This window comes from Nocardia sp. NPDC058058, assembly GCF_042885355.1.
Classification (GTDB): Bacteria; Actinomycetota; Actinomycetes; order Mycobacteriales; family Mycobacteriaceae; genus Nocardia.
Genome location: NZ_JBHVSA010000004.1, coordinates 63116 through 79594 on the forward strand (window position 1 = coordinate 63116; position 16479 = coordinate 79594).

General features: G+C 69.9%; 1 protein-coding gene (running past one end of the window). It reads left to right on the forward strand.

What is annotated here, in order from left to right; translation table 11 throughout:
• Window positions 1–16479: the 5' portion of a non-ribosomal peptide synthase/polyketide synthase gene (locus ACFVUS_RS31715; protein WP_387774941.1), read on the forward strand. 1818 nt of this gene lie beyond the right edge of the window; the window shows 16479 of its 18297 coding nt (coding positions 1–16479); the start codon lies at window positions 1–3; the stop codon falls past the right edge of the window.

Genomic DNA, 16479 nt, shown 5'->3' on the forward strand with positions numbered 1-16479 from the left:
GTGCAGGGTACGGAGTTGGGTGGTTTCGGACCGGGCAGCGATCGGGCGGTGGGCAACGGCCCCGCGCCGGAGGCCTTCGAACTCACCCCGGGTCAGCTCGGACTCTGGTACGCCCAGCTGCTCGATCCGGATGTGCCGATCAATGTCGCGCAGTACGTGGACGTGCAGGGCGAACTCGATCCGGCCGCCATCGCCGAGGCCACCGGCCACACCATGCGCGAGTATCAGGCGCTGGTCACCCGATTGATCGAGGTCGACGGCCAGCCCAAGCAGATCGTGGATCCCACGCTGCCGGTTCCGGTCCCGTACCTGGATATGCGCGATGCGGCCGATCCGATCGCCGCCGCCCGCGAATGGATGCACGCCGATTTCTCCGCGCCCGCGGATCTGCTGCGCGACCGGCTGTTCAACGGTGCGGTGCTGCAGGTCGCGGACCATCGATACTTCTTCTATCTGCGCTGCCACCACATCCTGCTGGACGGCTTCGGCGCGCTGAACATCACGCTGCGCGTGGCCGATCGCTACAACGCGCTGATGACCGGCGGCGAACCCTCGACCATCGATCCGGGCGATATCCCGGTGCTGGTCGAGTCCGAGCAGCGCTATCGCGCCAGCGCACAGTTCGCCGGGGACCGCGAGTACTGGGCCGATCGGGTGCTGGGCCTCGAGGCCACCACCCTGGATCGCCGCACCGCCCCGCCCGCCGCCGCCAATCTGCGGTTCGGCAGGCAGTTGCCGCAGCGGGTGCTCGATCGGGTGAACCAGGTTGCCCGCGAACGGGATTCGAAGCCGGTGGTGGTGCTGCTGGCGGCCTTCGGCGCGTATCTGGCCCGGCTCACCGATCAGCGCGAAGTGGTGGTCAGCCTGCCGGTGACCGCGCGCACCGATGACTACACCCGGCGTTCGGCGGGCATGCTCTCCAATATCGTGCCGCTGCGCCTGGCCGTCGGCGATCAGGACAGCTGGGGCGCGGTGCTGGCCGGAGCCCGGCAGGAATTGTCGAACGCGGTGCGGCATCAGCGGTATCGGCACGAGGACATTCGCCGGGACGCCGATCGCGACGGGCAGCAGACCCGGCGCGCACTGTTCGGCCCGCTGGCCAATTTCATGCTCTTCGATATGGCGCTGCCGCTCGGCGCCGCGACGGCGCGCTATCACGTGCTCACCACCGGTCCGGTCGAGGACCTGAGCTTGCAGGTCTACTACGCCGACACCGATCAGCTGCATCTGGAGCTGGAGGCCAATCCGAATCTGTACGGCAGTGACGATCTGGCCCGGCATCACGCACGCTTCACCGGTTTCCTGGAGCGGCTGCTGGAACTGGATCCGGCGGCCCCGCTGGCCGAGGTTCCGGTCATCACCGAGCTGGAACGCGAAGTGAGCCTGCGGATTTGGAATGACACCGGGCGGGACTTCGCCGCGGCGGAACCGGCGGTGGCGGACGACGCGACGCTGGTGTCGATGTTCGCGGCGCAGGCCGCGCGCACCCCGGACGCGGTGGCGCTGCGGTACGCCGGGGAACCGGCCGTCGAACTGACCTACGCCGAACTCGCCGCACAGGTGAATCGTCTTGCCCGGCACCTCATTTCGCTGGGCGTCGGCCCGGAGACCATGGTGGCGCTGCATCTGCGCCGTTCGGCCGAATTGGTGACGGCGCTGTACGCGGTGCAGGCCGCGGGCGCGGCCTATGTGCCGCTGGATCCGGATCATCCGGCCGATCGCACCGCGCATATCGTGGCGACCGCGCGTCCGGCCGTGCTGTTGACCGGCTCGGCCGACCGGCCCGCCGCCGACTTCGGCGTGCCCGTGCTGAATCTGGACGAGCTCGCGCTGGACGGATACTCCGCGAAGCCGATCGAGGCGGCGGAACTGCTTGCGCCGCTGCGTCCTTCCAATACCGCGTACGTCATCTTCACCTCGGGCTCGACGGGTCTTCCCAAGGGTGTGGCGGTCACTCATCGCGGCATCGTGAACCGGCTGGCCTGGATGCAGTCCGAGTACGGCCTCACCGCCGAAGACATTGTGCTGCAGAAGACTCCGGCCACCTTCGATGTCTCGGTGTGGGAGTTCTTCTGGCCGTTGCAGATCGGCGCGACGCTGATCGTGGCGACCCCGGACGGGCATCGCGATCCCGGCTATCTGGCGGAAACCATTGTCCGCGAACGGGTCACGGTCGCGCACTTCGTGCCCGCCATGCTCGCGGTCTTCCTGGGCGAGCTGGTCGCGGCGTCCGCGCGGGATATGCGGTTGCGTCTGGTGTTCGCCTCCGGTGAGGCGCTGCCCGCCGCCACCGCGCAGCGCCTGCGCGCGCTCACCGGCGCGGCACTGCACAACCTCTACGGACCGACGGAGGCGGCGGTCGACGTCACCTTCCACGCGGTCACCGACTTGGATACCGAGGTGGTGCCGATCGGCGCGCCCGTATCCAATACCCGGCTGTACGTGCTCGATTCACGTCTGCGGCCGGTCCCCGTGGGGACCCCGGGTGAGCTGTATCTGTCGGGGGTTCAGCTCGCCCGGGGCTACGTGGCACGGCCGGGGTTGACCGCGGAGCGCTTCGTCGCCGATCCCTTCACCGGGCGCGACGGTCACGGCGACGCGGGTGAATTGATGTACCGCACCGGCGATCTGGTGCGCTGGACGCCCCAGGGCGAACTGGTCTACCTGGAGCGCACCGATTTCCAGGTGAAGCTGCGCGGTCTGCGCATCGAGCTCGGCGAGATCGAAACCGTGCTCGCCGCACTGGATTCCGTGCGCCAGGCGGTCGTGGTGGTCCGCGACGAACAGCTGGTCGCCTACCTGGTTCCGGCCGCCGGACAGGCACCGGATGTGACGGCCCTGCGCGCCGGGGCCGCCGAGGCGCTGCCCTCCTATATGGTGCCGTCGGCGTACGTGGTGTTGAACGCGTTGCCGCTCAACGCTTCCGGCAAGCTGGACCGCCGGGCGCTGCCCGCGCCGGAGCCGACCGTCACCGTCTACCGCGCCCCGGTGTCGGTGGTGGAGCAGGCGGTCGCGCGGGTCTTCGGCGAGGTGCTCGAGCGCGATGGCCTGGGTCTGGACGACGACTTCTTCGCCCTGGGTGGCAACAGCCTGATCGCCACCCGGGTGGCGGCGCGCATCAGCGGTGATCTGGGCTGTCGGATCGGGGTGCGCGAGCTCTTCGGCGCGCCGACGGTGGCGACGCTGGCCGAGCTGGTGGAGCGGCAGTTCCTCGATGACGATGCCGAATTCGGCACGAAGGTACCGGAACTCGCGGTGCGCGAGCGCCCCGAGGTGCTTCCGCTCTCGCCCGCCCAGCAGCGCATCTGGTTCATGAACCGGTTCGCCACCGGCAGCGCCGACTACAACATGCCGTTCGTGCTGCGCCTGCGCGGTGAGCTGGACGCGGACGCCATGCGGGCCGCGATCGCGGATCTGGTGGGCCGGCACGAGGTGCTGCGCACCGTGTTCCCGCAGACCCCGCAGGGTCCGTGCCAGCGCGTGATTCCGGCGGCCTCGCTGTCCCCGCGCGGGGCGCTGGAGACGCTCGCCGATCAGTTGCCGGCCGATGTGGTCACCGAGTTCGACGGCACCGCGACGGGTCTGATCGCGGGCACCGATCTGATCGCCGTGGTGGAGGAGATCGCCGCCGCCGACCTCGAGGCCGAGCTGCTCGAGTTCGCCGCGCGCGGTTTCGATCTCGAGACCGAGATCCCGTTCCGCACCCGACTTTTCGACATTCGGGACGAACAGGACAGTGGCGAAGCGGATTTCGCGCTCGCCGTCGTGCTGCACCACATCGCGGCGGACGGTCTGTCGCTGCCCGTGCTGGCGCGGGATCTGGTGGCCGCGTACACCGCCCGGCTGGCGGGTCACGCGCCCGGCTGGGCCCCGCTGCCGCTCCAGTACGCGGATTACGCACTGTGGCAGCGGGAACGGCTCGGCGACGCGGCCGATCCCAATTCCCTGCTGGCGCAGCAGCTGGAGTTCTGGACGCGCACCCTCGCGGGTGCGCCGGAGCAGTTGGATCTGCCCTCGGACCGTCCGCGCCCGGCGGTGGCGAGCGGCCGCGGCGGCACGCTCCAATTGGAAATACCGGCCGGTCTGCACGCTAAATTGCTGGAAACCGCTCAGGAACATGGGGTTTCAGCCTTCATGCTCATGCACGCGGTGCTCGCGGTGCTGCTCGCGCGGTTGTCCGGGGGTGATGACATCGTCATCGGAACCCCGGTCGGCGGCCGCGGTGAACGCGATCTCGACGAACTGATCGGTATGTTCGTTGGCACCCTCCCGCTGCGCACGCACATCGACACGCGCAGCACCTTCGCCGAATTGCTAGGCGCCGTACGGGAATCCGATCTGGCCGCCTTCGCGCACGCCGATGTGCCGTTCGAGCAGCTGGTCGAGACCCTGAATCCGGCCCGCTCACAAGCCCGCCATCCGGTCTTCCAGGTGACGCTGTCTTTCACCGGTACCGGGAATATCGACATCGAACTGCCCGGATTGCTTGCCATGCCGGGTACGCTGGACACCGGAGTGGCCAAGTTCGACCTATCGATCGCGGTCACCGAAAGCTTCGCCGGTGCCGGTCCCGGGGAAGGTCCGGCACCGGCGGGGATCCAGGCGGAGTTCGCTTTCGCCACGGACCTCTTCGATTCCGCCTCCGTCTCCGTACTCGCCGCGCGCTTCCTGCGCCTGCTCGAGTCCGTCACCGCCGCCCCCGCGACCCTCGTCGCCGATCTACCGCTGCTGTCCCCGCGCGAATACGCCAACCTCACCACCCGTTCCGGTGGCCCGGTCGTCGCGACCGGTTTGCTGCCCGATGTGCTGGCCGAGGTCGCCGAGGCCGATCCGGACGATATCGCGCTGTGCGATGAGCGCCGCTCGGTCACCTACGCCGAACTCGACGCCGCCTCTTCGCGTTTGGCGCGCCTGCTGATCGCGCGCGGCATCGGCCCGGACGATCTGGTCGCGATCGGCGTGCCGCGTTCCATCGAGCAGGTCACCGCCGTCTGGGCCGTCACCAAATCGGGTGCGGGCTGGCTGCCGGTGGATCCCGCCTACCCGGTGGACCGCATCACCCACATGGTGACCGATTCCCGCGCGGTACTCGGCTTGACCACGGCCGCGTCCCGGGCCGCGCTGCCCGGGCCGCTGCCCTGGCTGCTGCTGGACGATCCCGAATTCGAGCGGGCCTGCGCCGGATACTCGGCCGAGCAGATCACCGACGCCGATCGGCCGCGCCCGCTGCACTCGCAGCACATCGCGTACGCCATCTACACCTCCGGTTCCACCGGTCTGCCCAAGGGCGTGCTGGTCACGCACGAGGCGCTGGTGAGCCTGGCGGCGGAGCAGACCGTGCACTACTTCGGTCATCCGGGCGCGCGCGTGCTGAGCGTGGCCTCGCCGTCCTTCGATATCTCGGTTGCCGAACTGTTGCTGGCAGTCAATTCCGGGGCCACCCTGGTGATCGCGCCGGCCGGTGCGACCGTCGGCCAGGAGCTCGCGGATTTCGCTCGGGTGCAACGGGTCACGCACCTGGCCATGACGCCGTCCGCCGCCGCCTCGCTGGATCCGGCGGATCTGCCCGATGTGCAGTCGGTCGCGGTCGGCGGTGAGGCCGTACCGGCCGAACTGGTGCGCCGCTGGGTCGAGGCCGGGCGGACCATCGTCGACGCCTACGGCCCGACCGAGACCACGGTCATCGTGAATATGTCCAAGCCGCTGCGCGCGGGTGAGCCCGTGCACGTGGGCCGCCCCATCCGCGGTGTGCGCGAATGGGTGCTCGATGCCGCGCTGGCGCCCGTTCCGGTCGGCGCGATCGGCGAATTGTATGTGGCTGGAACGCAATTGGCGCGCGGCTACCACGGCCGTCCGGAGCTGACCGCGAATCGTTTCGTGGCCTGCCCGTGGGCGCCGGGCGAACGCATGTACCGCACCGGCGATCTGGTGCGCTGGGCCGTCGACGGTTCCGTTGTCTACGTGGGCCGCAACGACTCCCAGGTGAAGGTGCGGGGTTACCGCATCGAACTCGGTGAGATCGAATCCGCACTGGCCGCGCACGAGCAGGTGCGCCAGGCCGTCGTGGTGGTGCACACCGACCCGGTGCGCGGTGATCAGCTCGCCGCCTACCTGGTGCCCGCCGACGCCGCCGCGGGCGTGCGCACCGAAACGGTGCGGGCGAGCCTGGCCGGTCGCCTGGCCCCGCATATGGTGCCCGCCGCCTACACGGTCATCGCCGAACTGCCGATGACCCCGAACGGCAAGCTCAACCACAGGGCGCTGCCCGCACCGGAATTCGCGGCCCGTGAATTCCGCGCGCTCGGCACCTGGGCCGAGCGCCTGGTGGCCGCCGCGTTCACCGAGGTGCTCGGCGGCAGCGCCGCCATCGGCGCGGACGACGACTTCTTCGACCTGGGCGGCAATTCGCTCATCGCCACCCGCCTGACCGCCCGCCTCGGCGCGGCGCTGGACGCCCGCGTTCCGGTGCGGCTCATCTTCGACGCCCGCACGGTCGCCGAATTGGCCGCCGCCCTGGCCGATCTCGCGGGTACCGGCGGTCGCCCGCCGTTGCTCGCGGGCGAGCGCCCGGACACGGTGCCGCTGTCCTACGCGCAGCAGCGCATGTGGTTCCTGAACCGCTTCGACACCGCCTCGGTGGCCGACAACCTGGTCGCCGCGATTCGCCTGTCCGGCGACCTCGACCGCGAGGCGCTCGCGGCGGCATTGCACGATGTCATCGAGCGCCACGAAACCCTGCGCACCATCTACCCCGCCACCGACGGCATCGGCCGCCAGCGGGTGCTCGCACTCGCCGAAGCGGCCGTCGGCCTGCGTACCGAGGATGTCGCCGCCGCCGATCTGGATGCCCGCATCCGCGAACTGGCCCTCACCCCGTTCGCCGTCGACACCCGGGTTCCGTTGCGCCTCAATCTGCTTCGTACCTCCGCGGCCGAGCACACGCTGGTGTTCGCGGTGCATCACATCGCCGCCGACGGTCTGTCGGTCGCGCCGCTGACCTTCGATCTGATGGCCGCGTACGCCGCGCGCCGCCGCGGCGATGTGCCGCTGTGGGCTCCGCTGCCGGTGCAGTACGCGGATTACGCGCTGTGGCAGCGGGAGCTGCTCGGGGATGCCGATGTGCCGGAGTCGCTGCTGGCGCAGCAGATCTCGTTCTGGCGCGCGGAGCTCTCCGGACTGGCTCCGGAGCTGTCGCTGCCGTTGGCTCGGCCGCGTCCGGCCAGCGCCTCGGGGCATGGCGCGCGGTACGAGTTCACCCTCGATGCCGGAGTGCACGAGCGGCTGCGGGAGATCGCGGAGCGTTCGAACGCCTCGCTGTTCATGGTGGTGCACGCCGCGCTCGCCACGTTGCTGGCCAAGGTGTCCGGACAGTCGGATATCGCCATCGGCACCCCGGTCGCCGGTCGCGGTGAGCAGGCGCTGGACGGCCTGGTCGGCATGTTCGTCAACACCCTGGCCCTGCGTACCGAGGTCGCGCCGCGAAACTCGTTCGCGGAGTTGGTGACCGCCGTCCGCGATGCCGATCTGCGCGCCTTCGCGCACGCCGATGTCCCGTTCGAGCGGCTGGTCGAGGCGCTGAACCCGGTGCGTACCCAGGGTCTGCACCCGCTGTTCCAGGTGGTGCTGGACTTCCAGAACATCGCGGGCACGGCCCTCGAACTGGAGGGCCTGGAGGTGTCGCGGCTCGATATCGACACCCACACCGCGAAATTCGATCTGCAACTCTCCGTCGGTGAGCAGGCCGACGGTGGCCTGGCCGCCGTATTCACCTACGCCACCGATATTTTCGATGCCGAGGGCATCGCGGCGTTGGCTCGCCGTTTCGAGCGCGTGGTCACCGCGGTCGCGAATGACGAGCTGCTGCCGGTCGGCGATATCGAGGTCCTGGACGCCGATGAGCGCGAGCTGGTGCTGCACGAGTGGTCCGCCACCGGCGCGGATATCGCCGAAACCGCAACGCTGGCGGATCGTTTCGCCGCCGTCGCGCTGATCGATCCGTTCGCCACGGCCATCCGCTCGGGCGACACCACCCTCACCTACGCCCAGCTCGATGCCCGCGCGAACCGGCTGGCCCGTCGTCTCATCGCCGCCGGTGTCGGTCCGGAATCGCTGGTGGCCGTTGCGCTTCCGCGTAACGCCGAACTGGTCGTCGCGCTGCTCGCGGTGCTCAAGTCCGGTGGTGGTTACCTGCCCATCGATCCGAACTACCCGGCCGACCGCATCGAGTACGTGCTCGATGACGCCCGTCCGGTGTGCGCGCTCACCAGCGCGGCCGCGAATCTGCCCGCGGGCTGGTTCGGCGGTCCGGTGCTGGATCTGGATTCGGCTGATCTGTCCGGCTATTCGGACGCCCCGGTCACCGACGCCGATCGCCGTGCCGCGCTGAATCCGGCGAACACCGCCTACGTCATCTACACCTCCGGTTCCACCGGCCGCCCCAAGGGCGTGCTCATCCCGCACGTCAATGTGGTTCGGCTGCTGGACAATACGCACCGGCATTTCGCGTTCGGCCCGTCCGATGTGTGGACCATGTTCCACTCCTACGCCTTCGACTTCTCGGTGTGGGAGCTGTGGGGTCCGCTGCTGTCCGGCGGCAGTGTGGTGGTGGTCGACTACTTCACCTCGCGTTCGCCGCAGCAGTTCCGGGAACTGCTTGCCGCCGAGCGGGTTACGGTGCTCAACCAGACCCCGTCGGCGTTCTATCAGCTCATCGCCGCCGATCAGGAGCGGCAGGCCGATGATCTCGCGCTGCGCGTGGTGATCTTCGGCGGCGAGGCCCTGGAGCCGCAGCGGCTGCGCGACTGGTTCGCTCGGCATCCGCAGGCTCCGGCACTGGTGAACATGTACGGCATCACCGAGACCACGGTGCACGTGTCGTACCGCCCCATCACCCCGGACACCGGTTCGGCCAGTGTGATCGGCGGTGCGCTGCCGGGCCTGGTTGTGCGCGTACTGGATTCGCGGCTGCGCCCGGTTGCGCCGGGTGTGCCCGGTGAGGTCTACGTCTCCGGCGGGCAGCTCGCGCGTGGCTATCTGTCGCGCCCGGCGCTGTCGGCGGGACGCTTCGTCGCGGACCCGTTCGGCCCCGCCGGTACCGCCGCCTACCGCACCGGCGACCTGGCCCGCTGGACCGCGACCGGGGAGCTGGAATACCTGGGTCGCGCCGATCAGCAGGTCAACCTGCGTGGATTCCGCGTGGAACTCGGTGAGATCGAGGCCGCGCTGCTCGATGAGCGCGGTGTGCGCGAGGCGGCTGTGGTGGTCCGGCACGACGATATCGTCGCCGAGGACCGCCTGGTCGGCTACGTGGTGGCCGAGCGGACCGTGGACACCGCCGTGCTCCGGCAGGCGATCGCCCGTCGTTTGCCCGAGCATATGGTGCCTTCCGCCATCGTGGTGATCGATCGAATTCCGCTGACGGTCAATGGAAAACTGGATCGCGCCGCGCTGCCAGCCCCGACTTTCGAGGGTGCGGCGTACCGGGAGCCCGGCACGCCCGCCGAGATCGCGGTGGCCGGTGTGTTCGCCGAACTGCTCGGCCTCGAGCGGGCCGGTGTGGATGATGATTTCTTCGCGCTCGGCGGCAGTTCGCTGCTGGCGGCGCGTGCGGTCGCCCGCATCGGCGCCGCGCTGGATTGTGAGATCCCGGTGCGCGCGCTGTTCGAAACCCGCAGTGTGGCAGCGCTGGCCGAGTACGCGCACGAGCTCTCCGGTGCGGGTGCGCGCACGCCGCTGCTGCCGCGCATGCGCCCGGCGCGGTTGCCGCTGGCCCTGGCGCAGCAGCGCATGTGGTTCCTGAACCGGTACTGGGCGGCCGAGGAGACCGCCGGACCCGGTGCGGCATCGGACAATATCCCGCTGGTGATCCGGTTCTCCGGACAGCTCGACGCGGTCGCGCTGGCGGGTGCGCTCGCCGATCTGGTGGAGCGCCACGAGATCCTGCGCACCGTCTACCCCGATGGTGTGGACGGTCCGGAGCAGGTGATTCTGCCTGCGGCACAGAGTGTTCCGGCCGTGGTCGCGGAGCAGCTCGCGGAATCCGAACTGGATGCCCGCCTGGTCGCCGCCGCCACCCACGCCTTCGACCTGACCGTCGAAACCCCGGTGCGTGCCGAGCTTTTCCGGCTGTCGGACACCGAACACGTACTGGCACTGGTGCTGCACCACATCAGCGCCGACGGTTTCTCGCTCGGCCCGCTGGCCCGGGATCTGATGGCGGCGTACACCGCGCGCCACACCGGTCAGCTCCCGGCCTGGCAGCCGCTGCCCGTGCAGTACGCGGATTACACGCTGTGGCAGGCCGAGGTGCTCGGCGCGGACACCGATCCGGAGTCCGAGGCCGCGCGCCAGCTGAACTACTGGCGCACCCGGCTGGCCGGACTGCCCGAACAGCTCGACCTGCCCGCCGATCGCCCGCGCCCGGCGGTGTCGACCCAGCGCGGCGGCGCGCACCACTTCACGGTGGACGCCGGCCTGCACGGTGATCTCGCCGCGCTGGCGCTGAAGCTGGACACCACCATGTTCAGCACCGTGCACGCGGCGCTGGCGGTGCTGCTGTCCCGGCTCTCCGGTGCGACCGATATCGCCATCGGCACCCCGGTCGCCGGACGCGGCGAACAGGCGCTGGACGGCCTGATCGGCATGTTCGTCAACACCCTGGTGCTGCGCACCGAGATCGATCCGCGCACCGGATTCGACACCCTGCTCGGTCAGGTCCGCGCCGGTGATATCGCGGCCCTGTCGCACACCGATGTCCCGTTCGAACGCGTCGTGGAGGCACTGGCCCCCGCCCGCGCCCAGAACCGGCACCCGCTCTTCCAGGTGGCGCTGACCTTCCAGAACTTCCCGCTGCCCACCCTGGAACTGCCCGGTCTGCGCGTGCACCCCGCGCAGATCGAGGCGGGCATCGCCAAGTTCGACCTGCAGTTCACGGTGACCGAAACCTTCGCCGCCGAAGGGCGCACCGGCGGCATGGCCGTCGAGATCACCTACGCCACCGATCTTTTCGACGCCGACAGCATTGCCCTGCTGGCCCGCCGCTTCGAACAGGTGCTGGCCACGGTCGCCTCCGACCGCATGATCGCCGTCGGCGATATCGACCTGCTCCGCGCCGACGAACGCCGCCGCGTCCTCACCGACTGGAACGCCACCACCCGCGACATCACCACCGTGCTGCCCGGCAATCGGTCCGGCGCTCCCGCGTTGACCGAGGCTCGGGCCAACGCCGCCGTGAGCCCGGGTGAATTCGCCGGAGACGCAACGGGTCTCATGGCCGGGCGGGCCGAGGCCAACCTCGTATCGCTGTTCGAGGCGCAGGCCGCGGCCACCCCCGATGCGCGAGCCATCGTCTTCGAGGCGATGCCCGAGCAGGCACCGGCTCGCGTGGAACTGTCTTACGCGGAGTTCGCCGCCCGGGTGCACCGCCTGGCCCGGCACCTGATCGCCCAGGGCATCGGCGCGGAAGCGACTGTCGCCCTGGCGATTCGCCGCTCGGTCGACCTGGTGATCGCCATGTACGCGGTGCTCGAGGCCGGTGCGGCCTACGTTCCGCTGGATCCGGATCAGCCCGCCGACCGCATCGACTACGTGCTGGATACGGCTCGCCCGGCCGCCATCCTGACCACCGGTCGCGATGCCGTCGCCACCGCCAGCGGTGCCCTGCTGCTGGAGATCGACACCCTGGATCTCGCGGAGTACTCGGCCGCGCCGATCACCGATGCCGAACGCGGACAGGCGATCAGCCCGTCGCATACCGCGTACGTCATCTTCACCTCCGGTTCGACCGGTCGCCCCAAGGGTGTGGCGGTGGAGCACGGTGCGATCGTGAACCGTCTGCTGTGGATGCAGCACGAGTACCCGATCGACGCGAATGACGCTGTGCTGCAGAAGACTCCGGCCACGTTCGATGTGTCGGTGTGGGAGTTTTTCTGGCCCTTGCAGACCGGCGCGCGCCTGGTCGTCGCCAAGCCCGACGGCCACCGCGATCCGGCCTACCTCGCCCGGGTGATCGCCGAAGAGGGCATCACCACAGCGCATTTCGTGCCTTCGATGCTGGCCCTGTTCGTGGCGGCGCTGGGCGAGACTGCCCCCGTCATCCCGGCGCGTTCTTGGCCGGGATCCACAGCGGAGGGTGGATCCCGGCCACAAGCACGCCGGGATGACGAAGGGGTTCGCCTGCGTCAGGTGTTCGCGTCCGGTGAAGCCCTGCCAGTCACCATCGCGCAGCAGTTGCGCGAGCTGACCGGTGCGCGCCTGCACAACCTGTACGGCCCCACCGAGGCCGCCGTCGACGTCACGTACCACGAGGTTGTCGACGCCGACACGCTGTCGGTGCCGATCGGCCGCCCGGTGTGGAACACCCGCACCTACGTGCTCGACGCCCGCCTGAACCCGGTCGCACCGGGTGTCGCGGGTGAGCTGTACCTCGCGGGTGATCAGCTCGCCCGTGGCTACCTGGGTCGCCCGGATCTGTCCGCGGATCGCTTCGTGGCCAACCCCTTCGGTGCTTCCGAGCGCATGTACCGCACCGGTGACCTGGTGAAGTGGAACGCCGAGGGCGAGATCGAATACCTCGGCCGCACCGATTTCCAGGTGAAGCTGCGCGGCCTGCGCATCGAGCTGGGTGAGATCGAATCCGCGCTCACCGCACAGGATTCCATCGCCCAGGCCGTGGTCGTGGTCCGCTCCGATGACCGTCTCGGTGACCAGTTGGTCGCCTATCTGGTCCCCGCGATCTCCGCCGCCCCCGTCGCGAATATCGCGAACGCCCCGGAAAGCGCCGCGACCGCGGGCACAGGCATCGCGGACACCGCCGCGAACACTCGTGGCGCGGGTGCCGTTGACAGCGCACAGGTTTCGGCGGCCGCCGCCGATCGCGTACAGCTGGATCAGATCCGCTCCGCACTCGCGGCGGCACTGCCCGGCTACATGGTCCCGGCCGCGTTCGTGGTGCTGGACGCGTTCCCGCTCAATGCCTCCGGCAAGCTGGATCGCAAGGCGCTGCCCGCGCCGGTGTTCGAGGCCAAGGTGTTCCGGGCTCCGTCCACTCCGGTCGAGGAGATCGTGGCGGGTGTGTTCGCCGATCTGCTCGGCAGTGAGCGCGTCGGCGTGGACGACGACTTCTTCGAGCTGGGCGGCAGTTCGCTGCTGGCCGCGAAGGCGGTCGCGCGGATCGGGCAGGCGCTGGGCACCACCGTGGGTGTGCGGGCCATGTTCGAGGCATCGGCCGTCGGCACCCTGGCGGCCCGGGTAGAGGTTGCGCCGCAGGGGCTTTCGCGGCCCGCGCTGGTGGCGGGGGAGCGGCCCGAGAACCTGCCGCTGTCGCCCGCGCAGCAGCGCATGTGGTTCCTGAACCGCTTCGACGGCAGCTCGACCGCGTACACGATTCCGCTGGCACTGCGCCTGCGCGGTGATCTGGATATCGCCGTCATGCGCGCCGCCGTGGCCGAACTCGTCGCGCGGCACGAGACATTGCGCACCGTCTATCCGGAGACCGCCGCCGGACCGGTACAGGTCGTACTGTCCGCCGAACAGGCCGCTCAGCCGCTGGATGTCATCGAGTGCACCGAAGCCGAACTGCCGCAGCGCATGCTGGAGCTCACCGGCGCGGAATTCGATGTCACCACCGCTGTCCCGGTCCGCTTCGCGCTGTTCCGGATCACCGATGCACCGGCCGCCGAATACGTGTTCGCCGGTGCGCTGCACCATATTTCGGCCGATGGTTCCTCGCTGGTGCCGTTCGTGCGCGATCTCATGCACGCCTACGACGCGCACCTGGCCGGTGCCGCGCCGGCGTGGTCACCGCTGGCGGCGCAGTACGCCGATTACGCCCTGTGGCAGCGCGCCCTGCTCGGTGCCGAGAGCGACGCGGAATCGATTGCGGCACAGCAGCTCACCTTCTGGCGCGAAACCCTCGCCGGGCTGCCGGATCAGCTGGACCTGCCCGCAGACTTCCCGCGCCCGGCGCGGCAGAGCCTGCGCGGTCAGCGCATTGCGTTCGGCGTCGACGCGCAGTTGCACGCCGAGTTGACCCAGGTGGGCCGCCGCCACGGCGCGACCCTGTTCATGGTGGTGCACGCGGCGTTCTCGGCGCTGCTGGCCCGCTTGTCCGGCACCGCCGACATCACCGTCGGCACCCCGATCGCCGGGCGTGGCGAGGCCGCCCTGGACGACATCATCGGCATGTTCGTGAACACGCTGGTGCTGCGCACCGAAATCGATGCGGCGGAACCGTTCTCGGCCCTGCTGGGCCGGGTGCGCACCGCCGATATCGCCGCCTTCGGCAATGCCGACGTCCCGTTCGAGCGTCTGGTGGAGGTGCTCAACCCGCAGCGCTCCACCGCCCGGCATCCGCTGTTCCAGGTGGGCTTCTCCTTCCAGAACCATGAGCGCGCGGCCTTGGAGCTGCCCGGTCTGACGGTCTCGGAGGTCGATTTCGACAATGAGATCGCCCAGTTCGACCTGCACCTGTTCGCGGTCGATCACTACGGTGACGCCGGTGTGCCCGCCGGTGTCGAACTGACCCTGGGCTATGCCACCGATCTGTTCACCGAGGCCACCGCGCTCCGCTTCGCCGCCGCCCTGCGGCGAGTGCTGGAAACCGTTGCGGCCGAACCGGACAGCATTGTCGGCTCGATCGATCTGCTCGGCGCGAACCTGCGCGAACGGGTGCTCACGGAGTGGAATGCCACCGCGAACGCGGTCGCTCCGGTCACCCTGGTGGATCTGGTCGACGCCCAGGTGGCGGCTACACCGAACGCGGCCGCGCTGCTGAGCGCCGACGGCGAAACCGCCCTGGACTACGCCGAATTCGACGCCCGGGTGAACCGGCTGGCCCGCCGCCTGATCGCCGACGGCGTCGGTCCGGAGCAGACGGTGGTACTGGCCATGCGCCGCTCGGTCGAGCTGGTGATCGCCATGTACGCGGTGGTCAAGTCCGGTGCGGCGTACGTGCCGATCGATCCGGACCACCCGGCCGATCGCATCGCGTACATCGTCGAGACCGCCGCTCCCGCAGCGGTTCTCACCACGGTCGCCGATGGCATCCCGTTCGAGACCGTGGTTCCGGTGCACGAGGTGGACCGCCTCGACACCACCGCGTACTCGGCCGCGCCGATCGTGGACGGTGAGCGGGTGCGTCCGCTGCGCGCGCACAACCCCGCCTACCTGATCTTCACCTCCGGCTCCACCGGCAAGCCCAAGGGCGTATCCCTCCCGCACGCCGCCATCGCCAACCAATTGCGTTGGCTGGGTGACACCTTCGCCCTGGGTGCGCGGGATCGCGCACTGCTCAAGACGCCCGCCACCTTCGATCTCTCGGTGTGGGAGTTCTGGTCACCGCTCACCAGCGGCGGCAGCCTGGTCGTCACCGCCCCCGGTGACGAGCGCGATCCGGATCGCCTGCGCGAATTGCTGGACGCCCACGCCGTCACCGTCCTGCACCCGGTCCCGTCGCTGCTCGGCATGCTGCTCACCACCGGCCCCCTCCCGGCCTCGGTGCGCACGGTGCTGGCCATCGGCGAGGCCCTGCCCACCGCCACCGCCGCCGAGTTCCTGCGGCTGCACGCCTCGGGTTCGGCGCGCCTGTTCAACCTGTACGGCCCGACCGAGGCCGCGGTGTCCATCACCGCGTTCGAGGTGTCGGAGCAGCCGGGCCAGGTCGTCCCGATCGGTGTTCCGGCCTGGAACAGCGGTGCGTACGTGCTGGATTCGCGGTTGCAGCCGGTGCTGATCGGGGTGCCGGGCGAGCTGTACCTGTCCGGTGCGCAGCTGGCGCGCGGCTATCACGGCCGTCCCGGCCTGACCGCGGATCGCTTCGTGGCCAACCCGTTCGGCGCGGGCCGCCTGTACCGCACCGGCGATATCGTGCGCCACCGTGCCGATGGCGCACTGGAATACGTCGATCGCGCCGATTTCCAGGTGAAGATCGGCGGCTTCCGCATCGAACTCGGTGAGGTCGAAACGGCGCTGCGTCGACAGGACGGGGTGACCGCCGCCGTGGCGGTGGCCCGCGATGACAGTGGCAATGGAGCCAGGCTGGTCGCCTATGCGGCCGTGCCGGGTGCCGACCCGGCCCGCTACGACGAGGTGGCGGCCGGGTTGCGCGCCGGACTCGCGGCCGAGCTGCCGCACTACATGGTCCCCGCGGCCCTGGTGGTGCTGAACGCGTTGCCGCTCAATGCCAATGGCAAGGTCGACCGGGCGCGCCTGCCCGAGCCGGCCTTCACCGCCGCCGCGTACCGCGCCCCGGTGTCGCGGATCGAGAGCCTGGTGGCGGCCGCGTTCACCGAGGTCATCGGCCTCGCCGCGACCGATGCGGCTGCCGCCGAGGTAGCCGCGACCCCGGAGTCCGGTGCCGCAGTCGGCCTCGACGCCGATTTCTTCGCCCTGGGCGGTAATTCGCTCATGGCGACCCGGCTCGCGGCCCGCCTGGGCGCGGATCTGGGTGTGCGGGTGCCGGTGGCGGCGGTGTTCGAGGCC